Below are 24,575 nucleotides of genomic sequence, written 5' to 3'. Positions count from 1 at the left end.
CACGCACCCACGGCTGGCCCCCGGTGGCGACCCCATCGACACCGGCCCCGATCGCACAGGAGCGGCACGTGACAGTCGACGCCTCTCGTGGTGCCGAAGCACCCCCTGAGCTCGTGCAGTTGCTCACCCCCGAAGGAGTACGGGTCGAGCACCCCGACTACGACATAGACCTGACGCCCGAAGAGGTCAGGTCGCTCTACCGCGACCTGGTGCTCGTCCGGCGCATCGACCTGGAGGCCGTGGCGCTCCAGCGGCAGGGCGAGCTGGGCATCTGGGCCTCGCTGCTCGGCCAGGAGGCCGCCCAGATCGGCTCGGGCCGCGCGCTCACCGACACCGACATGGCCTTCCCCACCTACCGCGAGCACGGCGTCGCCTGGTGCCGCGACGTCGACCCGGTGAAGCTGCTGGGCCTGTTCAGGGGCGTCAACCACGGGGGCTGGGACCCCGAGGAGCACAACTTCCACCTGTACACGATCGTGATCGGCAGCCAGACCCTGCACGCGGTCGGCTACGCGATGGGCATCCAGCGCGACGACGCCTCCGCCGCCGCGATCGCCTACTTCGGCGACGGCGCCACCAGCCAGGGCGACGTGAACGAGTCGTTCATCTGGGCCGGCGTGTTCAACGCGCCGATCGTCTTCTTCTGCCAGAACAACCAGTGGGCCATCTCCGAGCCGCTGGAGAAGCAGAGCCGCATCCCGCTCTACCGCCGGGCCTCGGGCTTCGGCTTCCCGGGCGTCAGGGTCGACGGCAACGACGTGTTCGCCTGCCTCGCGGTGACCAGGAAGGCGCTCGACGCCGCCCGTACGGGCCAGGGGCCGACGCTGATCGAGGCGTTCACGTACCGGATGGGCGCCCACACCACGACCGACGACCCGACCCGCTACCGGGTGGCCAGCGAGCTGGAGGCGTGGAAGCTGAAGGACCCGATCGAGCGGGTCAAGGCGTACCTGTTCCGCAACGAGCTGGCCGACCAGGCGTTCTTCGACTCCGTCACCGCGGAGGCCGACCAGCTCGGCGCCGACCTGCGCAGGCGGTGCCTGGCGATGCCCGACCCCGAGCCGCTCGATATCTTCGACCACGTCTATCGCGAGCCCCACGCGCTCATCGACGGGGAGCGCGCGCAGTTCGCCGCCTACTTGGAGGGCTTCGAGAAATGACGGTGTTGAGCCTGTCCAAGGCGCTTAACGAGGGCATGCGCCGGGCCATGGAGGACGACCCCAAGGTCCTCATCATGGGCGAGGACGTCGGCAAGCTCGGCGGCGTCTTCCGCGTCACCGACGGCCTGCAGAAGGACTTCGGCGAGGACCGCGTGATCGACACGCCGCTCGCCGAGTCCGGCATCATCGGCACCGCGATCGGCCTGGCGCTGCGCGGCTACCGGCCGGTGTGCGAGATCCAGTTCGACGGGTTCGTCTTCCCGGCGGCCGACCAGATCATCACGCAGCTCGCCAAGATGCCGATGCGCTCGCTCGGCGCGATCAAGCTGCCCGTCGTCGTCCGCATCCCGTGCGGCGGCGGCATCGGCGCGGTCGAGCACCACAGCGAGTCGCCCGAGGCGTACTTCACGCACACGGCCGGCCTGCGCGTGGTGGCCTGCTCCAACCCGGCCGACGCCTACACCATGATCCAGCAGGCCATCCGGAGCGACGACCCGGTCATCTTCTTCGAGCCCAAGCGCCGCTACTGGGAGAAGGCCGACATCGACACGGCCTCGACCGACTGGTGGACGCCGTTCGACAAGGCCAGGGTCGTCCGGCCGGGGTCCGACGTCACGCTGCTGGCCTACGGCCCGATGGTCAAGACGTGCCTGGAGGCCGCCACGGCCGCCGAGGACGACGGCCGCTCGCTGGAGGTGATCGACCTGCGCTCGCTCAACCCGCTGGACGAGCCGCTGGTCATGGAGTCCGTACGCCGGACCGGACGGGCGGTCGTGGTCCACGAGGCCCCCGTCTACAGCGGGTTCGGCGCCGAGCTGGCGGCCCGGATCACCGAGCGGTGCTTCTACCACCTGGAGTCGCCCGTCCTGAGGGTCGGCGGCTTCTCCACCCCCTATCCGCCGTCGAAGCTCGAAGAGCACTACCTGCCCGACCTGGACAGGGTGCTCGACGCCGTCGACCGCGCCTTCGGGTTCTGAAAGGGGGACGTGCTTCCATGCGACGCGAGTTCAAGCTCCCCGACGTCGGGGAGGGGCTGACCGAGGCCGAGATCGTCCGCTGGCACGTGCGGCCGGGCGACGAGGTCAAGGTCAACCAGATCGTGGTGGAGATCGAGACCGCCAAGTCCATCGTCGAGCTGCCGATCCCCTGGGACGGCGTGGTCGCGGGGGTGCTGGTCGAGGAGGGCGTCACGGTCGACGTCGGCACGCCGATCGTCTCCGTGGACACCGGCGGCGGCGAGATGGCCGGTGAGGGAGGCGGCGGCGACCAGGGGCTCAAGGCGCTGGCCGACGACATGGTCCCCAAGCCCCCGGAGGAGGGCGCCGTCGAGCCCGGCGCCCACGGCAGCCCCGCGCCCAAGGAGGAGCGGCAGGCGGTCCTGGTGGGCTACGGCGTCAAGACCGGCGCCTCCAAGCGCCGTCCCCGCAAGCAGCCGGCGGAGCCGATCGCGGCCGCGCCCGTGGCCAATCCGGCCCGCGTGGAGGTCCCCGGCCCGGCCCCGACGGCCCGCCCGGTCGAGCCGGCCGGGCACCCGCCCGTCGTCGCGCCCGTCGGTCCGGGCCGCGTGGCCGTGCTGGCCAAGCCGCCGGTCCGCAAGCTGGCCAAGGACCTGGGCGTCGACCTCACCACGCTCACCGGCACCGGCCCCCAGGGGTCCATCACCCGCGACGACGTGCACGCCGCCGCCGAGGGCGGCCCCCAGGCGGCGCCCGAGCCCGTCCGGCAGGCTCAGCCCCAGCAGCGGGAGGAGCGCGTCCCCGTCAAGGGCGTGCGCAAGATGACCGCCCAGGCCATGGTGGCCAGCGCGTTCACGGCCCCCCACGTCACCGAGTTCCTCCAGGTGGACGTGACGGAGACCATGGAGGCGGTCAGGCGCCTGCGTGCCCTGCCCGACTTCGCCGAGGTCAAGGTCTCCCCGCTCCTGCTGGTCTGCCGGGCCCTGCTCACCGGGGTCAGGCGCTACCCGATGATCAACTCGTCGTGGGACGAGGCGGCCCAGGAGATCGTGGTCAAGCACTACGTGAACCTGGGCATCGCCGCCGCCACCCCGCGCGGCCTCGTGGTGCCCAACGTCAAGGACGCCCACGCCCTCTCCCTCCCCGAGCTGGCCAGGCAACTGGGCGCGTTGGCGGAGACGGCCAGGGCGGGCCGCACCCAGCCGGCCGAGATGTCGGGCGGCACGATCACGATCACCAACGTGGGCGTGTTCGGCGTCGACGCCGGCACTCCCATCCTCAACCGGGGCGAGTCGGCCATTCTGGCCTTCGGCCAGGTCAGGGACATGCCGTGGGTGGTCGACGGCGAGCTGGCCGTGCGCAAGGTGACCACGCTCGCGCTCAGCTTCGACCACCGGATCGTCGACGGCGAGCTGGGCTCGATGTTCCTGCGCGACGTCGGCGCCATGCTGGAGGACCCGCTCCGCATGCTCGCCTGGGGCTAGAGCCAGGCGGTGACCGCCGGGAGGACCCCTCTCCCCGGTGGTCACCGCAGGCTCGGCCAGGGCGCCTTCTTGTCACTCGCGCGGGGGCCGTACGACTCCAGCCACACGGGCGCGCCCACGACATGAGAGACCGCCGCGGGCCAGTCTGATACACCCTCCTCGTACACGGGGGCGGCCCGCAGCAGCCGGGACGTGCGGTCCGGCTCGGCGAACGTGACGGGCCGGTCGTAGCGCACGCACATGCGCGAGACGTCCGCGTCCAGGTGGGTGAGGGCGAGGCCGTCCACGCCGCCCGCCGCCTCGGCCGCGTACCGGTGGGCGACCGCGTCGAAGTGCCCGAGCCGGAAGGCTCCCTGCCACGGCCCGGCCGGGTTGTGCGGCTCGGGCAGCGTCAGCGCGGGGTCCTCGGTCACCAGCGGGCCGGGGCCGTGCCGGGTCGTGTACGTCCGCAGCACCCCCAGCCGCGCCGCCCCCGCCCCCTCCAGCAGCTCCAGCGCGTTGGCGAAGGTCGTCGTGCTCCACGTCGTGTACGGGTCGAACCCCCACCGCTCGTCCAGCAGCACCCCCTGCGCCCCCTCGAACACGACCGGCCCCCGCCTGACCAGCCCGGCCGTGTACGACGAGTCCACCAGCCGCACCCGCTCGGCGAACGCCCGGTAGACGGCCACGCAGTCGGCCACCGCAGGCCCCTCGCCCCCCAGCGCCTCCCGCAGCACGGTCAGCTTCCGTGTCAGCTCACGCGGCGAGTCGCCCGCCCGGGGCGCCAGCGCGCCGTGCTCCAGCCGGTACGCCATCACCTCCCCGACGCCCATCCCGCACGACCCGTGCCGCGCGGCCCCCCGCGCAAGCTCCCGCCTCCTCCCGGCCACCACGTGGTACGGCGTCGCCAGCAGGCAGTCCCGGTCCACCGTGAGCAGCCCGAAGGGGTCGGGCACGCCGAGCCGCGCCAGATGCTCCGCCTCGGCCGACAGGGCCAGCGGATCGACCACCACGAACCTCGACAGATGCGTACGAACCCCTCGGAACGTCCCCGCGCCGAACTGCGCGAACGTGTGATGCCGCCCGTCGTCCAGGACGACGTTGTGCCCCGCCTGCGCGCCCCCGTTGAACCGGACCACGGCGTGGACGGGCAGCGTGGCGCACGCCCAGTCCACGACCGTGCCCTTGCCGGCGTCGCCGTACCCGAGGTCGACGACGACGAGGTGTTCGTTCACGGCCGGAGCCCGTCGAGCGGCTCGGCGGTGACCACCGTGCCGCGGTCGAGCCTGGCCAGGGCCCGCGACACGGACGCGCCGGCCGTCGAGCCCAGCTCGGCCAGGTCCTCAAGGCCCTCGTCCAGGCCGATCGCGTCCTCGCCGAGCCCGACGGTGAGCGCGATCGTCTCGGACACGGCGTCGAGGTCGTCCAGCTCCAGCACGTTCTGGCCGAGCAGGTCGCGCCAGGCATCCAGCACCTCGGGGTCGCCGGCGTAGCTGGCCCCCTGGGGGAGGATGAAGTAGACGTCGTACTTGCGGGTCAGCTCGGCGACGATGTCGGCCACCCCGAGGGGCGCGGTCAGGCGGTCGCCGACGAGGTCCTTGACCTGGTTCCTGGACACCCGCGGGTAGGGCATCTCGTCGCCGATGACGAACAGGTAGCCGCGCCTGCCGCGCTTCTCGTGGCAGTCGATGGAGGTGTGCCTGGCCATGAAGTACATGGCCAGCTCGTAGGACTCGCGCTTCTGGCCGCCGCCCCCGCCCTCCAGCAGGATCAGGCCGAGCTGGTCGTCCATGCGGTTGTCGGACTCGAACTGGCCGACCTGCAGCGGCGCCCGGTCGCAGGTCGCGTCGCCGATCGCGCCGAACATGATCTGCGGGTCGGTGGCGTACCCCTTGCGCAGCAGCAGCCCGAGCAGGTCGGGCAGCCGGGTCTGCAGCCCGCGGGGGACCGCGCGCATCGAGCCGGTCACGTCGAAGAGCACGGCGATGGCCAGCGAGTCGGGGTGCTCGGCCGAGTCGCGGCTCTCCCGCGTCACGCCGAAGGGGTCGAGGTCGGGGTGGACCTGCCGGGCTCCGCCGTCGCTGTAGGCGAAGGCGCTGGAGCCGGTGGCCGCGCGGTAGCGCGCGGCGGAGTCGTAGACGTTCGTGGACCAGATTCCGCTGCCCATGGCAGCCTCCCTCAAAGGTGGAGCGGACGGTACGTGCGGGGTCCGTACAGGTCGTCGAGCAGGTCGTCGAGCTCGCGCAGCAGCTCCCACGCGTCGGACGGCGGGCGCAGCAGGCAGCCGCGGACGAAGGCGCGCATCCGGCGCGGGCACTCGCCCAGCAGGCGCTCGACGCACCTGGTCAGGGCGGTGATGTCGGCGCGCTCGTCGAGCCGGTCGCCGTGACACCAGTCGACCAGCACGAGCCCGTGGTCAAGGGGATGGACGAGGACGTGGCGGGGGAGCACGGCGCCGTGCGCGACGCCGGCCCGGTGGGCGAACCCGGCGGCCACGAGCAGCCGCCGCCAGATCCAGGCCACGTCGCGGGGGTCGCGGCCGGTGCCGACGCGTTCGAGGGTGACGAACCCGTCGGGCGCCCGGCTGAGCACGTTCGCCTGCCGGACCACCTCGCCGCTCCGGTAGCGGAAGCTCGCGACCAGGCGGGGGACGTACGGCAGGAGGCGCGGGTCGCCGTCCGAGGCGAGCTTCCGCAGCGCGGCGGCCTCGCGGACCAGCAGCCGGCCGGCGGCCGGGTCGCGGGCCACCTTGAGCAGCGAGTCGCGCCCGGCGCCGCGCCCGGCCGGGTAGAGCACGGCGGTGCCGCCCTTGTGCAGCGGCGGCCCGACCAGGAAGTCGCCGACCCGCTGCCCCCGGTGGTAGGTCTCCCAGAGCGCGACCAGCCGCTTGAACGCCTCCTCGCCGCCCGGCGCGAGGTCGGGGTGCAACGCCCTGGCCAGCCGCCGGTAGACGCGGGCCGGAGAGCCGCCCGTGAACAGCTCCTGGGCCGATCGCGCCGCGGCGACGATCGCCGCCGCCTCCGCCGTGTTCATCGCACCTCCTCCTCCCGTGCGGGCCGCAGCAGCGCGGGGTGGAGCAGCCGGGCGTCGCCCGCGCGGTAGAGCTTGGCGCGCGGCCCGCCCCTGGGGCCGCCGGTCTCGGTGGTCTGGCCGGTGCTCTCGACGAACCCGGGGACGGACAGGATCTTGCGGTGGAAGTTGCCCGCGTGCAGCGGCGTGCCCCACACGGTCTCGTAGATCAGCCGCAGCTCGGAGACGGTGAACTCGGGGCCGGCGAAGGCCGTGGCCAGCGGCGTGTACTCCAGCTTCGACCGGGCCCGCTCGACGCCGTCGGCCAGGATGCGGGCGTGGTCGAAGGCGAGCGGCGGCACGTCGTCGACCGGGTGCCACACGGCGGCGGCCGCGTCCGTGCCGGCCTCGGGGTCGGGCAGGTCGGGGGCGAAGGCGAGGTAGGAGATCGACACCACCCGCATGCGGGGGTCGCGGCCGGGGCCGCCGTAGCTGGCGAGCTGCTCGATGTGCGCCGGCCTGGTGGACACGCCGGTCTCCTCGGCCAGCTCGCGCACCGCCGCCTCGGGCAGGTCCTCGTCCGGCCTGACGAAGCCGCCGGGCAGCGCCCAACGGCCCGCGTACGGCTCCACGCCGCGCTCGACGATCAGGACGTGCAGCCGCCGGTCGCGGATGGTCAGCGCCACCACGTCGACGGTGACCGCGACCGGCGCGTACAGCCGGGGGTTGTAGCCGGCCAGGAACTCGTCCATGCCCATGTCCTTCTCAAGCTGAGTCAATCTCGATATGAGAATAACGCTCGAGAAGGGTGGGTGTCGATAGGGTTGGCGCATGATCCGTCACATTGTGCTGTTCACCTGGGCCGACGACGCCACCGACGAGCAGAAGGCCGCGGTCGCGACCGAGCTGCGCAAGCTGCCGGGCGAGATCCCGCAGCTACGGGCGTACACGGTGGGGCCCGACGCCGGCATCACCGAGGGCAACCACGAGTTCGCCGTGGTCGCCGACCTCGACAGCGTGGACGACTTCGTGATCTACCGCGACCATCCCCGCCACCAGGCCGTGATCGCGCAGTACATCAAGCCGATCCTGGCGACGCGCGCCGCCGTGCAGCTCAGCCTCTAGAGCTCCGGCGGGTGGTTCTCGCGGTGCATCAGCCGGTCGTCGGAGGTGCGCCCGCGCCGGGGCGCGAGCACGATGCTGAGCACGACGCCGACGCCCCCGACGATCATGAAGATGACGCCGATGATGTCCATGTGCACGCTCTGGCCGAACACGTCCGGCTCGATGGCGAACTTCAGGATGGCGCCGAGCGTGAGGAAGAAGATGCTGACCCCGACACCCATGACGACCTCCAGGCAAAGGCGAAGTACGCCCACGGTCATACCCGGGTATCGGTGATCACACCCTCGCCGGGTCAGGCGAGACAGGACAATGGCCGCCCGCCGTTGTAGGCGATCATGTCCTGCACGGCCGCGCCGACGTCGATCGGCGCGCCCGGCGGGCGTCCGTCCAGCTCGGCGTAGGCCCGGTGGAGGTTGCCCACGATGCGCTCGGGGTCGAGCAGCCCGCCCCACTCGCCGAGGTCGGTCTCCCGCGCGGCCTCCAGCGGCGTCAGGCCCGCCTCACGGCCGTGCCGGGCGGCCTCCTGCACGAACCGCAGGTAGCCCTCGACCTGGTCGTAGACCTCCGGCCCGCACACCTCGCCGTGCCCGGGGACGATCGTCTCGGCGTCCAGCCCTCTGAGCGTGTCCAGCCCGGCGATCGTCCCGGCCACCGAGCCCATCAGGACGAACGGCGTGCCGCCGTTGAAGACCAGGTCGCCGGAGAACAGCACCCGCCGCTCCGGGATCCAGACGATCGAGTCGCTGGTCGTGTGCGCGGCCGGCCCGACGTGCCGCACCTCGCACCGCAGGTCGTCGGAGTAGAGGGTGACCCCCTCGGTGTACGTCAGGAACGGCGGCGCGACCTCCATCGCCCCCCACACCACTTCCGCCGACCAGGCCCCCCGGTACGCCGGGACGCCGTCGGCCAGGATCTGGGCCCGTACGCCCTCGTGCCCGACGATCGTGGCCTCGGGGAACAGCCAGTTGCCGAAGGTGTGGTCGCCGTGGTGGTGGGTGTTGACCAGCGTGGTGATCGGCCTGCCGCTGACCTTGCCGACGGCCTCGCGCAGGTCGCGGGTGCGGCGCTCGGTCGAGCAGGCGTCGACGCAGATCACGCCGCGCCGCCCGGCCAGGAATCCGGTGTTGTTGATCCACCAGCTCCCGTCGGGCTGCACGTAGGCGTAGACGCCCTCGGAGACCTCTTCGACGCGCGGCGGGGGCAGGGGATGGTCATGAGATGACGAGCTCATGCCCGGAACCTAACAGCGACGCCCGCTCCCGGAGGGGAAGCGGGCGTCGCCGTCAGGTTCCGAGGCTCAGAAGGCCTCTTCGGGAAGTTCCATGAGCTCCTGGCCGGTGGCGGCCAGGATGCGCCGCTCGGTCGTCAGCCTGGGCAGCACGGTCCCGGCGAAGAACGTCGCCGCGGCCACCTTGCCCTGGTAGAACGGGTCCTCGCCCTCGGCCAGCCGGGCCAGGGCCACCTCGGCCTGGCGCAGCAGCAGCCAGCCGATCACCAGGTCGCCCAGCGAGAGCAGGAACCGGGTGCTGTTCAGGCCGACCTTGTAGACCTCCTCCGGCTTCTCCAGCGAGCCGAGCGCCCAGCCGGCCATGGTGTCGCCCATGGCCTTGACCTCGGCGGCGGCCTCGGCGAGCAGCTTGCGCTCCTCCTTGAGCCGGCCGTTGCCCGCCTCGGAGGCGGCGAACTCGTTGATCTCGGCGAGCAGCGCGCCGACCGCGGCGCCCTGGTTGCGCAGGATCTTCCTGAAGAACAGGTCGAGGCCCTGGATCGCGGTGGTGCCCTCGTACAGGGAGTCGATCTTGGCGTCGCGGATGTACTGCTCGATCGGGTAGTCCTGCAGGTAGCCCGAGCCGCCGAGGGTCTGCAGCGAGCGGGCCAGCAGCTCGTACGAGCGCTCGGAGCCGACGCCCTTGACCAGGGGCAGCAGCAGGTCGTTCATGGCCTCCGCGTGCCGGTCCGCCGGGTCGATGAGGAGGGCGTCCTGGAAGGTGGCCGTGTAGAGGACCAGGGCGCGCATGCCCTCGGCGTACGCCTTCTGCAGCATCAGCTCGCGGCGCACGTCCGGGTGGTGGGTGATGGTCACCCGGGGGGCGGACTTGTCGGCCATCTTGGTCAGGTCCGCGCCCTGGTAGCGGGACTTGGCGTAGTCGAGGGCGTTCAGGTAGCCGGTGGAGAGCGTGGCGATGGCCTTGGTGCCGACCATCATGCGGGCGTGCTCGATCACCATGAACATCTGCTTGATGCCCTCGTGCACGTCGCCGACCAGCCAGCCGATCGCCGGGTGCTTGTCGCCGAAGGTGAGCTCGCAGGTCGTGGAGACCTTCAGGCCCATCTTCTTCTCGACATTGGTGACGTAGGCGCCGTTGCGCTCGCCCAGCTCGCCGGTCTCCAGGTCCACGTGGAACTTGGGCACCAGGAACATCGACAGGCCCTTGGTGCCGGGACCGTGGCCCTCGGGACGGGCCAGGACCAGGTGGAAGATGTTGTCGGCCATGTCGTGCTCGGCGCTGGTGATGAAGCGCTTGACGCCCTCGATGTGCCAGGTGCCGTCGGGCTGCTGGACGGCCTTGGCCCGGCCGGCGCCGACGTCCGAGCCCGCGTCCGGCTCGGTGAGCACCATGGTGGCGCCCCAGTTGTGCTCGATGGCCAGCTCGGCGAAGCGCTTCTGCTCCGGCGTGCCCAGCTTCCACAGGGTGTAGGCGAAGTTGGGGCCGGCGGCGTACATGTACAGGGCCGGGTTGGAGCCGAGCACCATCTCGGCGGTCGCCCAGGCGAGGCTGCGCGGGATGCCGGGGCCGCCCAGCTCGGCGGGCAGGTCGAGGTGCGCCCAGCCGCCCTCCACGAGCGCCTTGAACGACTTCTTGACGCCCGCCGGGACGGTCACCGTGCTCGTCGCGGGGTCGAACACCGGCGGGGTGCGGTCGCCCTCCTCGAAGGAGTCGGCGAGCACGCCGGTCGCCAGCCTGTTGACCTCGTCCAGGATGCTCCGCGCGACGTCCTCGTCCACTTCGCCGAAGGGCCCGGTGCCGAGGATCTCGCGTCGACCGAACACCTCGAAGAGGTTGAATTCCAGGTCACGCACATTGCTCTTGTAGTGGCCCATGGGTGCAGATCTCCTTGAACCGAGGTCTTCATGTACTGGCCAGTAACCTTACCTGCAATGCTACCCGCGAGTAACCCCGGCCATGCATGGCATGCTCGACTCCATGGACGCCGAAGAACTCGCCACCAGGTGGCGGGAGCGACTGGAATCCTGGGCCATCCCCGAGGAGATCCTGGCCAAGGCTCCGGCCGATCCGTGGAGCCATTCACCGGCCCGGTTCGCCACGCGCACCGACCGGGCGCTGGCCGAGCCCGACGACGGCCCGACCATGACCCGCCTCGCCGAGGCGCTGCCCGACAAGGGCACGCTCCTCGACGTCGGCTCGGGCCCCGGCGCCGCGTCGTTGCCGCTGCGCGAGCGCATCGGCCACCTCTACGCGGTGGACACCTCCGCGCCCATGCTGGAGCACCTGAAGGTCAGGGCGATGGACCTGGGCGTGCCGGCCACCACCGTCGAGGGACGCTGGCCCGACGTGGCCGGCCAGGTGCCGGTGGCCGACGTGTCCGTCGCCGCGCACGTGGTCTACAACGTGCCCGACCTGGCGGAGTTCCTGCGGGCGCTCGACCGCCACACCCGTGGCCGGGTGGTGCTCGAACTGTCGCATCGCCATCCCATGAGCTGGATGACGCCGCTCTGGCAGCACTTCCACGGCGTCGACCGCCCGGTCCGTCCCATCGCCGAGGACTGCGTGGCCCTGGCGGCGGCGCTGGGCTTCGCCGTGCGCGTGGAGGAGCGGGAGGCGCCCCTGGAACGTTTCACGACGGTCGAGGAGCTGGCCGAGAGCGCCTGCCGCCGGGTGTGCCTCGACCCGTCCAGGGTGGAGGAGGTGGCCGAGACGGCGGTCGAGCTGGGGATGTGGCCGGTGCCACGCGACCGCTGGGTCACCGTCTGGTGGGAATGATCCGCTTCTCTGGGTCGTTGGAACACTTGAGCTGACTGCTCCCGGACGAGACGCGCCGTACCCGGAACGCCAAGACGACGCACGTACCTGTACGTCTCGTCCCCAGGAGAACTGATCATGGCGTGGATCCTCATCGTGCTGGCCGGCCTGTTCGAGGTGGCCATGGCACTGTCGCTCAAGCTCAGCAACGGCCTCAGCAACCTGTGGTGGACCGTGTCCTTCCTGGCCACGGCCGCCCTCAGCTTCGGGCTGCTCGCCTACGCGCTCAAGTCCCTGGAGGTCGGCACCGCGTACGCCGTGTGGACCGGCATCGGGGCCGTCGGCACCGCGATCCTCGGCATGGTCGCCATGGGCGACGACGTGTCGCCGCTGCGCCTGACCTCGATCGCGCTCATCCTGGCCGGTGTCGTGGGGCTCAATCTGGCTGGTGGACACTAGTGCGATGATTGAGATCCATGCCATCACCGTCGACGCCGCCGATCCCTATGAGATCGCGAACTGGTGGAGCCAGGCCACCGGGTGGCCGTTGGGCGAGGGTGACAAGCCGGGGGCCGACGAGGTCATGCTGCGTACGCCCCAGGACCCGTTCCTGCTGTTCATCCGCGTGCCCGAGGCCAAGACCGCCAAGAACCGCGTGCACTTCGACGTCAACAACGCAGACGGAAGGACGCGCGACGAGGAGGTCGAGCGGCTGCTCGGCCTCGGCGCGACCCTCTTCCAGGACCAGCGCAGGCCCGACGGTTCGGGCTGGGTGACGATGCTCGACCCCGAGGGGAACGAGTTCTGCGTGTGCAGGAGCGAGGCCGAGAGGGCCTTGCCGGAATGATGTTCTGTCGGTGAAGCTGGCCCCATGAGCGTGAGGGCCGTCGTCTGCACCGAATACGGCAAGCCGGTCGAACTGGTCGAGCTGCCCGATCCGATCCCCGGTCCCGACCAGGTGGTCGTCGAGGTCGAGGCGGCCGGCGTCAACTTCGTGGACGGGCTGATGGTGCGCGGCGGCTACCAGATCAGGCCGCCGTTGCCCTTCACCCCCGGCTACGAGGTGGCCGGGCGGCTGCCGGACGGACGCAGGGTCGTGGCGATCACCGGGCTGGGCGGGTTCGCCACACGGGTGCTGGTGCACCGGACGCAGGCCGTACCGCTGCCCGAGGGTTTCGACGTGCTCGCGGCGGCGGCGTTCCCGCAGAGTCACTGCACCGCCATGTACGCGCTCAGGGAGCGCGGTCGGCTGCTCCCCGGCGAGCGGGTGCTCGTGCTCGGCGCGGGCGGCGGTGTGGGGCTGGCCGTGGTCCGGGTCGCCAAGGCGCTCGGGGCCGTCGTGCTGGCGGCGGCGTCCACCGGTGACAAGAGGGAGCGCGCCCGGCGGGCGGGAGCCGACGACGTGACCGGCTACGACGGTCTGAAGGACGCGGCCAGGGCGTGGGGCGTGGACGTGGCGGTCGACCCGGTCGGCGGCGAGCTGTCCGAACAGGCCCTTCGCGGGCTGCGCGAGGGCGGGCGGCTCCTGGTCGTCGGATTCGCCTCCGGCGGCATCGCGAGGCTGCCCGCCAACCAGGTGCTGCTGCGTGACCGGGCGGTGGTGGGGGTCGACTGGGGTGCGTGGTCGCTGGGCCACCCGGCGGACAACCGGGCCCTGCTCGAAGGTCTGCTGGCGATGCCGGGCATCGTTCCGGAGGCGCCGGAGGTCAGGCCGCTGGCGGAAGCGGGCCGGGCCATGGACGACCTGCTGGAGCGGCGGGTCACCGGGAAGATTGTGCTCGTCCCTTCATCGTGACGGTCAGGATCGCGGCGATCAGGTAGACCAGCGCGCCGTGCCACATCGCCTGCACGGCCGAGCCGAACACGCCCTCGCCGTCGAGCACGAGCTGCACCGGGTAGTCGAGCACCGCCGTGATCGCGGCGGGCAGGAGCGCGAACTTCCACGGGTGCCGCAGCGACCAGAGCCGGGCCTGGCGGGTGACGCGGTCGCCCTCGTTCGGCTTGGCGACCGAGCCGATCGCGGCGATCAGGGCGAAGAGGCTGATGCCGAGCCCCAGGGCCCAGACCAGGTCGCCGGTGCCGGTGAGCGCGCCCATCCCGAAGCTGGCGGCCGAGACCACGACGCCGCCGATGGCGGCGGTCTTCCAAGGGGCGCCCCGCAGGGCCGCCGCGGACAGTGAGACCTCATCGCGTCTACTGATTTCGTTCATGTCCTCATGGTGCCGCCGCGACCCCCCTGGAGGCATCGGGGACCGACCCTGACCTGTCCCTGACATGATTCCCATATGACGGAAATCGCCATTGTGCAGTTGGGGCCGGACGAGGGGGAGCGGCTGAAGGAGGTCCGGCTGCGGGCGCTCCAGGAGTCACCGGACGCGTTCGGCTCCTCGTACGCGCGGGAGGCCGGGTTCTCCGCGGACGAATGGACCGAACGGCTGAAGAACCCGCACTCGCGCTGGTGGGTGGCCGAGGGCGACGGCCTGGGTGATGTGGGCCTGGTGTGCATGCTCCTGGAGGAGTCCGGCGCCCACCTGCTGTCCATGTGGGTCGCCCCCGAGGCCAGGGGACGCGGCCTCGCCTCCCGGCTGGTGGACCGGTCCGTCGGGTGGGCGCGTTCGTCCGGGGCCGAGCAGGTGCAGCTGTGGGCCGTCGACGCCAACCACGCCGCCCGCGCGCTCTACGCGGCCAAGGGCTTCACCCGCAGCGGCAAGGTCATGGCCCTGCCCTCCAACCCGTCCCTCATGGAGTCCCACTACGTGTTGTCCCTGCTGTTCCGCCAGGCGCGCAAGGAGGACGTCCCGGCCATCGTGCGGATGCTGGCCGACGACCCGCTCGGCGCCGCCCGCGAGGGGGAGCCCGACGACACCCGCTACCTGATGGCCTTCGACCGCATCGAGGCCAACCCGTACGACGAGCTGATCGTGGCCGAGCAGGAGGGCGAGGTGGTGGGCACGATGCAGCTCACGTACCTGGCCGGGCTGTCGAGGCTGGGCGCGGAGCGGTGCCAGATCGAGGCCGTCCGGGTGGCGGCCACGACGCGCGGCCAGGGGCTGGGCGGGAAGATGATCCAGTGGGCGATCGACCGGGCGCGGGCCAGGGGGTGCACCGTCGTCCAGCTCACCTCCGACAAGTCGCGCGCCGACGCCCACCGCTTCTACGACACCCTCGGCTTCACCGCCTCCCACGAGGGCTACAAACTCACCCTGAGCTGAGCGGAACGGCCTCCGGCTAAAGGCCGCCGCCGAGCTGGGTCAGCATCCAGCGGCACCAGTCGGCCCGGTGCCGCTCGTAGCTCAGCCCGCAGCGCAGCGTCGCGTAGCCGCCGAACCCCGGGTCGCCGAAGGCCGGCTGCCCGCCGAACGACGCCTCCTGCCGCTCGTAGTCGGCCAGCCGCTCCTCATGGGCGGCGAGCTGCTCGGCGAACAGCCGCCGCAGCAGCTCCGGCTCGGCCAGCCACGCCGCGTACGTCTTCAGCACCAGCTCGTCGCGCTCCGGCCGCTCGCGCGGCGGCTCGGTGACCCATGCCCGCAACGCCGCCAGCCCCTCGGCGGTCAGGTGGTAGACCTTCTTGGCCTGCGGCCCCGGCCCGTGCGCGCTCTCGAACCCGACCAGCTCGGCCGCCCGGAGTTTCTGCAGCTCGGCGTGGATCTGGCTGTGCCCGGCCGTCCAGAAGTAGCCGACCGGCCGCCGCATGGCCGCCGCCAGGTCGTATCCGGTGCGGTCGCCGCGCGCCAGCACGGCCAGGATCGCGTATCCGAGCGTTGAGGTCATGGTGGGTCCAAGGATATGGTGCTTGCGGCACTATGTCAGTTCAGACATAGTCAGAAGAAGGGCGCGGCGGCCATGCGGAAGATCATCGGATGGATGGCACTCCTCACACTGGGGTTGACCGGCTGCGGGGGCACGGTCGGCACCGGCGCGACCGCCGTCCGCACCACGGCCGCCGAGGCCCCTTCCCCTGACCCGACCCCCACCCCGAGCCCGCCGCCCACCGGCCCCAACGTCTCGGGCTGCTTCACCGAGCAGGACGGCAAGATCTTCACCCACGTCCGCGGCCTGCCCGGCGTGATCACCGGCGACGGCCCGGTGGGCGTGGTGATCAGCTACGAGCGCCGCGGCACCGTGTGCTCCTGGCGCCCGCTGTCCGACCGCCTGGTCGCCGCCGGCTACCGCGTCCTGCTCTACGCCAGGGACGCCGGCCTCCTGCCCGAGGACGGCGCGGTCGCCATGGGCAGGCGCCTGGCCAAGGAGAAGGGCGTCGAACGGCTGTTCCTGGTCGGCGGCTCGATCGGCGCCACAGCCTCGGTCCCGGCGGCCGAGAGGCTGGCCGGGAAGGCGGGCGTGAAGGTGGCCGGCGTCGTCGCCCTGTCAGGCGAGATCGACCAGGGCGACGCCGCCGCGCTCACCGTGCCGCTGCTGCAGATCGGCTCCGAGCACGACTCCTACGGCGGCGCCGAGTCGATGCGCGCGGCCGAGGCCGCCGCGACCAAGGCCCCGGACAACCAGGTGATGGTCATCCCCGGCGAGTCGCTGCACGCCTCGGCCCTGTTCGGCAGCCCTCACGCCACCAAGGTGCTCGACACGGTCGTGGCGTTCATGGACCGGCACAAGGGCTGACCTCGACCAGGTTGTCGTGGAAGGCGGGCCCCTTGCCCATGTCGGCGTCCCGCTCGGCCACGACCGCGTTCGCGTTCGCGCCGCCCGGGCTGAGCTTCGGCCACCGGCCCTTGGGGGTCGCCACCACGCCGGGCGCGACCCGGTCGCTGATCTCCACGTCGGCCAGGAACTCGCCGCCGTCGTTGTGCACCCGTACGCGCTGCCCGGACGTCAGCCCGCGGGCCGCAGCGTCGGCCGGGTTCACCAGCACCGCCGGCTCCTTGGCCCGCCGCCGCAGCTCCGGGTTGTTGGCGAAGATCGTGTTGAGGAACGTGTGCGAGGCCGGCGTGACCAGCGTCAGCGGGTACGCCGACCGCTCGGCGCCCGCCGTGTGCGGCGGCACGTACGCCTTCCCCGAGGGCGGGAAGCGCAGCCGCCCGGAAGGCGTCGGGAAGCCCTCGGCGAACGGCGCGAACGGCTTGGGGTAGTTCATCCGCACCCACCCCTCCTTGCGCAGCCGGTTCAGCGTCACGCCTTCGAGCGACGGATGCCCGCTCGCCAGCAGCGACTCGGCCAGCTCCAGGTCGGAGTCGTACAGGGACGGCTCGGTCAGCCCCATGTGCGCGGCCAGCCGGCGGAAGGTCTCGGTCGTGGACAGGCACTCGCCGGGCGGCGGCACGGCGGGCTCGTTCCACAGCAGGTACATGTGGCCGTAACCGGCGTGCAGGTCCATGTGCTCGGTCTGCATGGTCGCCGGCAGCACGATGTCGGCGTAGTCCACGGTGTCGGTCGGGAACTGCTCCATGACGACCGTGAACAGGTCCTCGCGGGCGAGCTGCCGCCTGATCGTGTTGGCGTCGGGGGTCGAGCCGAGCGGGTTGGCGGCGTACACCCACAGGCATTTGACGTCGTCGAGCTGGGAGCCCAGCTTGGTCATGACCAGCGTGCGCACGGGCTTGGCCAGCAGGTCGTTCCGGGTGTCGACGTTCACCCGCACGTGACCGGTCGTCGAGTACGCCACGCCGCCGCCCGGATGCCGCCAGTCGCCGGTCACGCCGGGGATCGCGGCGATCGTCCGCATCGCGGCGCCGCCGCCCGCGTGCCGCTGGATGCCCATGGTGGCGCGGATCGCGGTCGGCCGGGTGTGGGCCAGGCGCATCCCCAGGCTGTGGACGTCCTCGGCGGGGATGCCGGTGATCTCCGCCACCCGCTCCACCGGGTGCTCCAGGATCTCCTTGCGGAAGTCCTCCCAGCCCTCGGTGTGCTCGGCCAGGAACTCCTCGTCCTGGGCGTTCTCCGCGAGCACGACGTTGAGCAGCCCGAGCGCGAGCGCGGCGTCCGTGCCCGGCCTGATCGCCAGGTGCTGGTCGGCCTGGTCGGCGGTCCTGGTGCGGATGGGGTCGATGGCGACCACGTACGCGCCGTCAGCCCGGGCGTCCTGGATGAACTTCCACAGGTGGTGGCCGCTGGTCAGCGTGTTGGTGCCCCAGAGCAGGATCAGTCTGGCCTGGGCGAAGTTCTCCGGGTCCATGCCGCCCGCGGTGCCGTTGGCCTTCATCAGCCCGCTGCTCCCGGCCGCCGAGCAGATGTTCAGCCAGTGCTTGGACGCCCCCAGCACGTTCCAGAACCGGCGCCCGGCCACGCCCTCGCACCCCTGGAGGTAGCCCAGCGAGCCGGTGCCCAGATAGGGCCAGATCGCCTCGCCGCCGTGCTCGTCCACGATGGCGCGCAGCCGCGTCGAGATCTCGTCGAGCGCCTCGTCCCAGGTGATCCGCTCGAACTGCCCCGAACCCTTCGGCCCGGTACGCCGCATCGGGTACAGGATGCGGTCGTCCGCCTGCGTGTGCTCCAGGTACCGGTTGACCTTCACGCACAGCGCGCCGCGGGTGTAGGGATGGTCGGGGTTGCCGCGCATCTTGACCGCCTGCCCGTCCCGGACGGTGACGACCCACGAGCAGGTGTCCGGGCAGTCAAGCGGACATGCCCCCAAAACCCTCAAATCACCCGACATGCGGACAGCCTACGTCGAGGGCCGGGCGTGACGGGCGACCGCCCGCGCCGACGCGCCGGTGAACGGCCCGCCCCCGCGACACCGCCGATCCGACCTCGGGAAAGAACGCAAAGGTGAAGGGTTGGAGTTCCACCGTGTACCCTGCCTCGCGCAGCCTGGACACGACGTACTCGGCCGACACGTCACGACCGGGCCGCCCAGGCGTCGGGGGCCACGGGGGCCGACGGCGGCATCGCGAGAGTGAACATGCCATGAACGTCCCAGGGCTTCACGGCCTCCACCCGCGGGCAGGTCAATGCTGGTCGAATCCTCACCCGGTGCGCTCGCCGGGACCAGGAACGAGGACACTGGAGAACAGAGATCGTACGGTCCGGCCGGGAAGGTGCAGAATCACTGTCGGTGGCCGAAATCAGGGAACGAGATGATGACACGGAGGACCTCGCGGAGGGGGATCCAGCCGTGGCCGAGCCACGCGCCGACGGCGGCGTCTACGTAGTCGAGCCGCTCCTTCCCCAGCGGTTGCGGCGGCCGTCCGACCTGCTGCGCTTCTTCGCGACGCTGGCGGTGCTCGCGGCGGTGATCCTGCTCGCCCTCGTCGCCAAGCAGACGCTCAACGGCCTGGAGCAGGACGTCAAAGTGGGCGCCGAGATGGTGCCGCTGCTCAGCCGGGTCGCCGCCTTCATCGGCAGCGCGGCCGTGCTGATCGTGCCCGCCGCGTTCGCCGTGGAGCGGGTCTTCCACCGCGACGGCCTGCGCGTCGCCGAAGGGCTGATCGCGGCCATCATCGGCATGGCCGGGTCGTTCCTGCTCGGGCAGTGGATCGAGGCGAGCAGCCTGACCGACCTGCGCATCCTGCTCACCGGCGACCGCGAGATCGAGCCGCTGAACACGCTGCTCACCTCGGTCATCGCCTACACCACCGCGGTCCGCATCGCCCGCCGCCCCACGTGGCGCATGCTCATGTGGACCTCGATCGCCCTCTACATCCTCACCTACTTCTCCGGCAGGCAGATCACCCTGCCCAGCGCCATCGTGACCGTCCTGGTCGGCATGGCCATCGGCTACGCCACCCTCTACGGCGTCGGCAGCCCCAACACCCGCCCGCCCGGCAGCGCCGTGGTCGCCGCGCTGCGCAAGCTGTCGTTCTCACCCGTCTCCGCCCGCCGCATCGAGGACGACCACCAGGGCAGCCGCCGCTACGCCATCGGCCTCAAGGACGGCACCAGCCTCGACGTCACCGTCCTCGACCGCGACCGCCAGGTGGCCGGGCTGCCGTACCGGCTGTGGCGGCGCATCAGGCTCAACTCCGAGACCAGGCGCAGGGCCATCCGCTCGCTGCGGGCCGAACTGGAACGCGAGGCGCTGATGGCGTACGCGGCCCAGGCCGCCGGCGCCAGCACGCCGCGCCTGCTCGGCACCAGCGAGATCGGCACCGAGGCCGCCCTGCTCGCCTACGAGCACATCGAGACCCGCCCGCTCGACGAGGTGCCCGACGCCGAGATCGACGACGCCCTGCTCGCCCAGATCTGGGAGCAGGTCGAACTGCTGCAGATCCAGCGGCTCGCGCACCGGCGGCTCACCGGCGACAGCATCCACCTCGACCGCGCGGGCCGGGTCGTGCTGACCGACGCCCGCAGCGGCGAGATCGCCGCCGGCGACCTGCTGCTCCGGCTCGACATCGCCCAGCTCCTCACCTATCTGGCGCTGCGCGTCGGCGCCGAGCGCTCGGTCCGGGCCGCCGCCGCCGTGATGGGCCCCGACGCCCTGGCCGCGGCCATGCCGCTGCTCCAGCGCATCGCCCTGACCAGGGAGACCCGCTCGGCCCTGTCCAAGGCCAAGAACGTGCTCACGGGCCTGCGCGACCACATCGTGGCGCTCAAGCCCCAGGGCAAGGTCGAAGAGGTGCGCCTGGAGCGCTTCCGGCCGCGCACCCTGATCACGATCATCGCCAGCACGGTCGCCGCCTACGTCGTGCTGTCCCAGCTCAGCAAGGTCGACCTCTACAAGGTGGCGACCACCGCCAACTGGGCCTGGTCCGGCCTGGCGCTGATCGCCTCGTTCACCAGCTTCGTCGCCGCCGCCCTCATGCTGCGCGGTTTCGTGCCCGAACGCCTGCCGCTCTGGCGTACCGTCCTGGTGCAGTTCGCGTCGTCGTTCGTCAAGCTGGTCGCGCCCGCCGCGGTCGGCGGCGTCGCGATCAACACCCGCTACCTGCAGAAGCGCGGCATCGCGCCGGCGCTCGCGGTGGCCAGCGTGGGCGCCTCGCAGCTCATCATGCTGGTCTTCCACATCGCCCTGCTGCTGCTGTTCGCCTACATCACCGGCTCCGACGCGGCCACCTCGTTCACCCCCTCGCGCGGCCTGGTCGTGGCGATGCTCGCCATCGCGCTGCTGGTCGCGGTGGTGCTCGGCGTGCCGCCGCTGCGCCGGATGGTGACCGTGCGGATGCGCAGGCTGTTCTCGAACGTGCTGCCCCGCCTGCTCGACGTGCTCCAGTCGCCGGCCAAGATGATCGAGGCCGCCTTCGGCACACTCATGATCACGATCGCGTTCGTGGCCTGTCTCGACGCCTGCGTCGCGGCCTTCGGCGGCCAGCTGAGCTTCACCGCCGTCGCCGTCGTCTACCTCACGGCCAACGCCATCGGCTCGGCCGCCCCCACGCCGGGCGGCCTCGGCGCCGTCGAGTACGCGCTCACCCTCGGCCTGGTCGCGGCCGGCCTCGAATGGGACCTGGCCGCCTCGGCCGTGCTGCTGCACCGGCTGCTCACGTTCTGGCTGCCGGTGCTGCCCGGCTGGGCCGCCTTCACCTACCTCCAGCGGCACGAGGCCCTGTGAACCGCCCTCGGGCGGCACAGGGCCCCACGCGCCACGGCTGATCAGCGTCCCGACGCGACCGTTGCGGTGATCTTGTCGATCGCCGCCAGCTCGTCCTCGGTGAACACCGGGCCGTCCACGCACGCCACGTTGTCCTCAAGCTGCCCGACGCTGCTCGCGCCGATCAGCACGCTGGTCACCCGCGGGTCCCGCAGCGTCCACGACAGCGCCATCTGGGCCAGCGTCTGCCCGCGGCCCCTGGCGATCTCGTTGAGGTCGCGTGCCAGGTCCCGGTCGATCTGGTCGGCGCTCAGGAACCGGCTCGTCGCCGCCCGCGACCCCTCGGGCACGCCCTCCAGGTAGCGGTCGGTGAGCAGCCCCTGTGCCAGCGGCGAGTACACGATGCAGCCCATGCCCGCCTCCTCCAGCACGTCGAGCAGCCCGTCGTCCTCGATCCAGCGGTTGATCATCGAGTACGACGGCTGGTGGATGAGCAGCGGCGTGCCCAGCTCGCGCATGATCCGCGCGGCCTGCGCGGTCTGCTCGGCCGAGTAGTTGGAGATGCCCGCATAGAGCGCCTTGCCCGAGCGCACCGCCCGGTCCAGCGCACCCATCGTCTCCTCCAGCGGCGTCTCCGGGTCGGGACGGTGGCTGTAGAACACGTCCACGTACTCCAGGCCCATGCGGGTCAGCGACTGGTCGAGGCTGGCCAGCACGTACTTGCGCGACCCCCACTCCCCGTACGGCCCCGGCCACATGTCGTACCCGGCCTTGGTGGAGATGACCAGCTCGTCCCGGTACGCCGCGAAGTCCTCCCGGAGGATCCGCCCGAAGTTCCGCTCCGCCGACCCGTACGGCACGCCGTAGTTGTTGGCCAGGTCGAAATGCGTCACCCCGAGGTCGAACGCGCGCCGCAGCACCGCCCGCGAGTTCTCGATCGGACGGTTGTCGCCGAAGTTGTGCCACAACCCCAGCGACACCGCCGGCAGCCTCAGCCCGCTGCGCCCGCTGCGGTTGTACGGCTGGCGCTCGTAACGCCGCTCGTCGGCCCGGTAGCTCACGCCGTTCCCCTCTCGATGATCCAGGACAGCGCGAACGCCTCCTCGCGCCAGGCGTCGTACCGCCCGCTGCGCCCGCCGTGCCCCGCGCCCATCTCAGTCTTGAGCAGGAACGGCCCGCCGGACGCGGTCGCGCGCAGCCGCGCGATCCACTTGGCCGGCTCGTGGTACAGCACCCGCGTGTCGTTCAGGCTGGTGATCGCCAGAATCGGCGGGTACGCCCTCCCGTCCACGTTCTCGTACGGCGAATAGCTCTTCATGTACGCATAGACGTCCGGGTTGTGCAGCGGATCGCCCCACTCGTCCCACTCGATCACCGTCAGCGGCAACGACGGGTCGAGGATCGTGTTGAGCGCGTCCACGAACGGCACCTCGGCCACCACCCCCGCGAACTGCTCGGGAGCCAGGTTCGTCACCGCGCCCATCAGCAGCCCGCCCGCCGAACCGCCGCGCGCGACGACCCGCCCGCTCCAGCCGCTCTCCTTCAGGTGCCGCGCCACGGCCACGAAGTCGGAGAACGTGTTCCGCTTCCTGGTCAGCTTGCCGTCCTCGTACCAGTGACGGCCCATCTCGCCACCGCCCCTGACGTGCGCGATGGCGAAGACGAACCCGCGGTCGAGCAGCGACAGCCGGGGGACCGAGAAGCCCGGGTCGATCGAGGTCTCGTAGCTGCCGTAGCCGTAGAGCAGCGTCGGGGCCGGCGTCGTGGTGTCCTTGCGCTTGACGATCGAGATCGGCACGCGGGTGCCGTCCTCGGCCGTCGCCCACTCCCGGAACTGCTCGTAGTCGCCCGCGTCGTAGCCGCCGAGCACCGGACGCTGCTTGAGCAGGATCAGCTCGTGCGAGTCCAGCTCGTAGTCGTAGACGCTCGGCGGCGTCACCATGCTCGTGTACGCCAGCCTGAGCCGCGTCGTCGTGAACTCGGGGTTGCCCGCCGGGCCGACGTCGTACAGGGGCTCGGGGAAGTCGATCTCGTACGCGTTGCGCTCGGCCGCCTCGATCCGCTCGCGCCAGCCGGCGCCGGCTGCGCTGTAGGGCAGCACCCGCAGGCCGGTCAGCCCGTCGCGGCGGAAGTGCACCACGGCGTGGTCGGAGAACGCGTCGATCTCCAGCAGCCGGGTGTCCTCGCGGTGCCCGATCAGCGGGGTCCAGGTGGCGGGCTCGTCGATCGGGGCCGTGGCCAGCTCGAAGTTCTCGGCGTTCTCGTTGTGCAGGACGTAGAAGAAGTCGCCCGCGTGCTCGACGCCGTACTCCACGCCGGTCTTCCTGGGCCTGACGACCTGGAACTCGCCGGTGGGGTCGGAGGCGTCGAGGATGCGCACCTCACTCGTGATCTTGCTACCCGCGCCCAGCACGAGGTACCGCTCGCTGCGGGTCAGCCCGATGCCCACCCAGTAGCGCTCGTCGGTCTCCTCGTAGACCAGGACGTCCTCTTCCGTGCCGAGGGTGTGGCGGTACACCTGGTAGGGACGCCAGGCGTCGTCCACCCGCGTGTAGAAGAACGCCGAGCCGTCGGCCGACCACGCGCCGCCATAGAAGATGTCCTCGATCTCGTCCGGCAGCACCTCGCCCGTCTCAAGGTTCCTGAACCGCAGCGTGAAGCGCTCGTCGCCCTTGTAGTCGGTCGAGTAGGCCAGCATCGTCCCGTCGGGCGTGACGGCGCTGGTGCCGACGGAGAAGAACGCGCTGTCGCCCGCCAGCTCGTTGCCGTCGAGCACGACCTGCTCGCGCTCAAGGCGCTCGCCCGGGGTGATCTGCGGCGGCGCGTCACTGTCGGCCGGCACCCGGCAGGACACCGCGTACTGCTTGCCTTCCTCGGTACGCGTGAAGTACCACCACGCCCCCTTGCGGCTCGGCACCGACAGGTCGGTCTCCTGCGTGCGTCCCTTGATCTCCTGGAAGACCTGCTCCTGGAGCTCGGCGAGATGCGCGGTGTGCTCTTTGAGAAAGTCGTTCTCTGCCTCCAAGTACGCCGTTGTGTCCGGGTCGTCCTTGTTGCTTAGCCAGGCGTACTCGTCGATGAACGTGTCGCCGTGATGGTTGCGCTCAGTCGGTACCTTCTTCGCCACTGGCGGCGTGTTGCTGCTCACGGGGGGAGTCTATGTTCGGCCGTGATCGTTCTGTGGCCGGGAGACATGACGAACGCGTCCCGAGCGCTCAGGAGCGCTGCTAATCTTTAGGAGCCGACGAGGTGCGGCGCAACCCACTCCCTTCACTCCGGTGACTTTGGTGCGTTGCGACGTCCCACGAAGGCAATCCCTTCTGGCTCGCGGGTTTGAAGATCGGTTCGCTAACCGAGCGACAGGCTGGTAAGTTAGAGGGGTTGTCCCGGAAGCGGGGCGCGACTTAATTACCGCAGGTCGAGCAAGTCCGGTCAATTTGACAGAGACTTGAACGGCT

23 protein-coding genes and 1 riboswitch are annotated in these 24,575 nt (G+C 71.3%); of the genes, 11 read left to right on the top strand and 12 right to left on the bottom strand.

Annotated features, from left to right (window positions below):
- Nucleotides 1-68: 68 nt before the first annotated feature.
- Genes pdhA through ACIA8R_RS50840 form a run of 3 tightly spaced genes read left to right on the top strand, consistent with a single transcriptional unit; the run spans nt 69 to nt 3,600 of the window.
- Nucleotides 69-1,160, top strand: coding sequence for a pyruvate dehydrogenase (acetyl-transferring) E1 component subunit alpha (gene pdhA / locus ACIA8R_RS50850; RefSeq protein WP_364101196.1), 1,092 nt, complete (start codon nt 69-71; stop codon nt 1,158-1,160).
- The gene (locus tag ACIA8R_RS50845) at nt 1,157-2,137 is read left to right on the top strand and encodes an alpha-ketoacid dehydrogenase subunit beta (RefSeq protein ID WP_357708074.1); all 981 of its coding nucleotides are present in this window, start codon (nt 1,157-1,159) and stop codon (nt 2,135-2,137) included. Before pdhA ends, ACIA8R_RS50845 begins: the two co-directional genes overlap by 4 nt.
- A 17-nt stretch (nt 2,138-2,154) precedes the next feature.
- Nucleotides 2,155-3,600: a dihydrolipoamide acetyltransferase family protein gene (locus ACIA8R_RS50840; protein ID WP_364101193.1), complete on the top strand. Its 1,446-nt coding sequence runs from the start codon at nt 2,155-2,157 to the stop codon at nt 3,598-3,600.
- A 41-nt stretch (nt 3,601-3,641) separates the two neighbouring features.
- On the opposite strand, the gene ACIA8R_RS50835 is transcribed toward ACIA8R_RS50840, so the two are convergent.
- The 4 genes from ACIA8R_RS50835 to ACIA8R_RS50820 are packed head-to-tail and all read right to left on the bottom strand — an operon-like array spanning nt 3,642 to nt 7,346.
- Nucleotides 3,642-4,814: an adenylosuccinate synthetase gene (locus tag ACIA8R_RS50835; RefSeq protein WP_397045252.1), complete on the bottom strand. Its 1,173-nt coding sequence runs from the start codon at nt 4,812-4,814 to the stop codon at nt 3,642-3,644.
- Nucleotides 4,811-5,746 carry a hypothetical protein gene (locus ACIA8R_RS50830; RefSeq protein ID WP_397045250.1) on the bottom strand — a complete coding sequence of 312 codons (936 nt, stop codon included), beginning with the start codon at nt 5,744-5,746 and terminating at the stop codon, nt 4,811-4,813. Before ACIA8R_RS50830 ends, ACIA8R_RS50835 begins: the two co-directional genes overlap by 4 nt.
- A gap of 11 nt (nt 5,747-5,757) precedes the next feature.
- Nucleotides 5,758-6,612, bottom strand: a complete 855-nt coding sequence (locus ACIA8R_RS50825; protein ID WP_397045248.1) for a molecular chaperone DnaJ — start codon at nt 6,610-6,612, stop codon at nt 5,758-5,760.
- Complete coding sequence (locus tag ACIA8R_RS50820; RefSeq protein WP_397045355.1) at nt 6,609-7,346, bottom strand: NUDIX domain-containing protein; 738 nt, start codon at nt 7,344-7,346, stop codon at nt 6,609-6,611. The genes ACIA8R_RS50825 and ACIA8R_RS50820 overlap by 4 nt, the downstream gene beginning before the upstream one ends.
- Nucleotides 7,347-7,419: 73 nt before the next feature.
- On the opposite strand from ACIA8R_RS50820, the gene ACIA8R_RS50815 reads away from it, so the two are divergent.
- Entirely contained in the window at nt 7,420-7,713 is a 294-nt protein-coding gene (locus tag ACIA8R_RS50815; protein ID WP_357708081.1) for a Dabb family protein, read from the top strand.
- Here ACIA8R_RS50815 and ACIA8R_RS50810 read toward each other — a convergent pair.
- The 3 genes from ACIA8R_RS50810 to ACIA8R_RS50800 form a co-directional block, all read right to left on the bottom strand.
- A complete protein-coding gene (locus ACIA8R_RS50810) occupies nt 7,710-7,934 on the bottom strand; it encodes a hypothetical protein (protein WP_364101178.1) in 225 nt (74 codons plus the stop codon). The genes ACIA8R_RS50815 and ACIA8R_RS50810 overlap by 4 nt on opposite strands.
- 71 nt (nt 7,935-8,005) lie before the next feature.
- Nucleotides 8,006-8,944, bottom strand: a complete 939-nt coding sequence (locus ACIA8R_RS50805) for an MBL fold metallo-hydrolase (RefSeq protein ID WP_397045246.1) — start codon at nt 8,942-8,944, stop codon at nt 8,006-8,008.
- Between the two features lie 66 nt (nt 8,945-9,010).
- Nucleotides 9,011-10,816 (bottom strand): acyl-CoA dehydrogenase, encoded by a 1,806-nt coding sequence (locus ACIA8R_RS50800; protein ID WP_397045244.1) that lies wholly within the window; start codon nt 10,814-10,816, stop codon nt 9,011-9,013.
- A 103-nt stretch (nt 10,817-10,919) separates the two neighbouring features.
- Between ACIA8R_RS50800 and ACIA8R_RS50795 the strand changes: the two genes are divergently transcribed.
- The 4 genes from ACIA8R_RS50795 to ACIA8R_RS50780 all read left to right on the top strand — a co-directional run bounded on the left by ACIA8R_RS50795 (nt 10,920) and on the right by ACIA8R_RS50780 (nt 13,491).
- Complete coding sequence (locus ACIA8R_RS50795) at nt 10,920-11,717, top strand: class I SAM-dependent methyltransferase (protein WP_397045242.1); 798 nt, start codon at nt 10,920-10,922, stop codon at nt 11,715-11,717.
- Nucleotides 11,718-11,742: 25 nt separating this feature from the next.
- Nucleotides 11,743-11,801, top strand: a riboswitch (guanidine-III (ykkC-III) riboswitch).
- A 33-nt stretch (nt 11,802-11,834) separates the two neighbouring features.
- Entirely contained in the window at nt 11,835-12,155 is a 321-nt protein-coding gene (locus tag ACIA8R_RS50790; RefSeq protein WP_364101167.1) for a multidrug efflux SMR transporter, read from the top strand.
- A 4-nt stretch (nt 12,156-12,159) separates the two neighbouring features.
- Nucleotides 12,160-12,543, top strand: coding sequence for a VOC family protein (locus ACIA8R_RS50785; RefSeq protein WP_357708087.1), 384 nt, complete (start codon nt 12,160-12,162; stop codon nt 12,541-12,543).
- Between the two features lie 24 nt (nt 12,544-12,567).
- Nucleotides 12,568-13,491: a zinc-binding dehydrogenase gene (locus tag ACIA8R_RS50780; protein WP_364101163.1), complete on the top strand. Its 924-nt coding sequence runs from the start codon at nt 12,568-12,570 to the stop codon at nt 13,489-13,491.
- Here the strand turns inward: ACIA8R_RS50780 and ACIA8R_RS50775 are convergent.
- Nucleotides 13,457-13,906, bottom strand: coding sequence for a hypothetical protein (locus tag ACIA8R_RS50775; protein WP_357708089.1), 450 nt, complete (start codon nt 13,904-13,906; stop codon nt 13,457-13,459). The two genes, ACIA8R_RS50780 and ACIA8R_RS50775, sit on opposite strands and share 35 nt — an antisense overlap.
- Before the next feature lie 75 nt (nt 13,907-13,981).
- Between ACIA8R_RS50775 and ACIA8R_RS50770 the strand changes: the two genes are divergently transcribed.
- On the top strand, nt 13,982-14,908 hold the full coding sequence (locus ACIA8R_RS50770; protein ID WP_397045239.1) for a GNAT family N-acetyltransferase: 927 nt from the start codon (nt 13,982-13,984) through the stop codon (nt 14,906-14,908).
- 16 nt (nt 14,909-14,924) lie between these two features.
- Here the strand turns inward: ACIA8R_RS50770 and ACIA8R_RS50765 are convergent, their stop codons facing one another.
- Complete coding sequence (locus ACIA8R_RS50765) at nt 14,925-15,467, bottom strand: PadR family transcriptional regulator (RefSeq protein ID WP_397045236.1); 543 nt, start codon at nt 15,465-15,467, stop codon at nt 14,925-14,927.
- Nucleotides 15,468-15,560: 93 nt separating this feature from the next.
- On the opposite strand from ACIA8R_RS50765, the gene ACIA8R_RS50760 reads away from it, so the two are divergent.
- Nucleotides 15,561-16,313: a hypothetical protein gene (locus ACIA8R_RS50760; protein WP_357708094.1), complete on the top strand. Its 753-nt coding sequence runs from the start codon at nt 15,561-15,563 to the stop codon at nt 16,311-16,313.
- Here the strand turns inward: ACIA8R_RS50760 and ACIA8R_RS50755 are convergent.
- Nucleotides 16,291-18,303, bottom strand: coding sequence for a molybdopterin-dependent oxidoreductase (locus ACIA8R_RS50755; protein ID WP_397045234.1), 2,013 nt, complete (start codon nt 18,301-18,303; stop codon nt 16,291-16,293). The genes ACIA8R_RS50760 and ACIA8R_RS50755 overlap by 23 nt on opposite strands.
- Before the next feature lie 459 nt (nt 18,304-18,762).
- Between ACIA8R_RS50755 and ACIA8R_RS50750 the strand changes: the two genes are divergently transcribed.
- Complete coding sequence (locus ACIA8R_RS50750; RefSeq protein ID WP_357708098.1) at nt 18,763-21,138, top strand: lysylphosphatidylglycerol synthase transmembrane domain-containing protein; 2,376 nt, start codon at nt 18,763-18,765, stop codon at nt 21,136-21,138.
- A gap of 41 nt (nt 21,139-21,179) precedes the next feature.
- Here ACIA8R_RS50750 and mgrA read toward each other — a convergent pair whose 3' ends face one another.
- Both mgrA and ACIA8R_RS50740 read right to left on the bottom strand, forming a co-directional pair.
- A complete protein-coding gene (mgrA, locus tag ACIA8R_RS50745) occupies nt 21,180-22,178 on the bottom strand; it encodes an L-glyceraldehyde 3-phosphate reductase (protein ID WP_357708100.1) in 999 nt (332 codons plus the stop codon).
- The gene (locus ACIA8R_RS50740; protein ID WP_397045232.1) at nt 22,175-24,265 is read right to left on the bottom strand and encodes a S9 family peptidase; all 2,091 of its coding nucleotides are present in this window, start codon (nt 24,263-24,265) and stop codon (nt 22,175-22,177) included. Before ACIA8R_RS50740 ends, mgrA begins: the two co-directional genes overlap by 4 nt.
- Nucleotides 24,266-24,575 lie beyond the last annotated feature (310 nt).

The sequence above is a fragment of the Nonomuraea sp. NPDC051191 genome, from assembly GCF_044455665.1.
Taxonomy (GTDB): Bacteria; Actinomycetota; Actinomycetes; order Streptosporangiales; family Streptosporangiaceae; genus Nonomuraea.
Note: the sequence above shows the minus strand (reverse complement) of the source record. Positions and strands in the feature narration are given on the sequence as shown.

Bases quoted from the DNA above. Each gene is read 5' to 3' on its own strand.
- ACIA8R_RS50765 (WP_397045236.1), bottom strand. From the start codon at position 15,467: ATGACCTCAACGCTCGGATACGCGATCCTGGCCGTGCTGGCGCGCGGC.
- ACIA8R_RS50815 (WP_357708081.1), top strand. From the start codon at position 7,420: ATGATCCGTCACATTGTGCTGTTCACCTGGGCCGACGACGCCACCGAC.
- ACIA8R_RS50775 (WP_357708089.1), bottom strand. From the start codon at position 13,906: ATGAACGAAATCAGTAGACGCGATGAGGTCTCACTGTCCGCGGCGGCC.
- ACIA8R_RS50785 (WP_357708087.1), top strand. From the start codon at position 12,160: ATGATTGAGATCCATGCCATCACCGTCGACGCCGCCGATCCCTATGAG.
- ACIA8R_RS50810 (WP_364101178.1), bottom strand. From the start codon at position 7,934: ATGGGTGTCGGGGTCAGCATCTTCTTCCTCACGCTCGGCGCCATCCTG.
- ACIA8R_RS50830 (WP_397045250.1), bottom strand. From the start codon at position 5,746: ATGGGCAGCGGAATCTGGTCCACGAACGTCTACGACTCCGCCGCGCGC.
- ACIA8R_RS50820 (WP_397045355.1), bottom strand. From the start codon at position 7,346: ATGGGCATGGACGAGTTCCTGGCCGGCTACAACCCCCGGCTGTACGCG.
- ACIA8R_RS50805 (WP_397045246.1), bottom strand. From the start codon at position 8,944: ATGAGCTCGTCATCTCATGACCATCCCCTGCCCCCGCCGCGCGTCGAA.
- ACIA8R_RS50795 (WP_397045242.1), top strand. From the start codon at position 10,920: ATGGACGCCGAAGAACTCGCCACCAGGTGGCGGGAGCGACTGGAATCC.
- ACIA8R_RS50800 (WP_397045244.1), bottom strand. From the start codon at position 10,816: ATGGGCCACTACAAGAGCAATGTGCGTGACCTGGAATTCAACCTCTTC.
- ACIA8R_RS50840 (WP_364101193.1), top strand. From the start codon at position 2,155: ATGCGACGCGAGTTCAAGCTCCCCGACGTCGGGGAGGGGCTGACCGAG.
- ACIA8R_RS50780 (WP_364101163.1), top strand. From the start codon at position 12,568: ATGAGCGTGAGGGCCGTCGTCTGCACCGAATACGGCAAGCCGGTCGAA.
- ACIA8R_RS50790 (WP_364101167.1), top strand. From the start codon at position 11,835: ATGGCGTGGATCCTCATCGTGCTGGCCGGCCTGTTCGAGGTGGCCATG.
- ACIA8R_RS50770 (WP_397045239.1), top strand. From the start codon at position 13,982: ATGACGGAAATCGCCATTGTGCAGTTGGGGCCGGACGAGGGGGAGCGG.
- ACIA8R_RS50845 (WP_357708074.1), top strand. From the start codon at position 1,157: ATGACGGTGTTGAGCCTGTCCAAGGCGCTTAACGAGGGCATGCGCCGG.
- ACIA8R_RS50825 (WP_397045248.1), bottom strand. From the start codon at position 6,612: ATGAACACGGCGGAGGCGGCGGCGATCGTCGCCGCGGCGCGATCGGCC.
- ACIA8R_RS50760 (WP_357708094.1), top strand. From the start codon at position 15,561: ATGGCACTCCTCACACTGGGGTTGACCGGCTGCGGGGGCACGGTCGGC.
- ACIA8R_RS50755 (WP_397045234.1), bottom strand. From the start codon at position 18,303: ATGTCGGGTGATTTGAGGGTTTTGGGGGCATGTCCGCTTGACTGCCCG.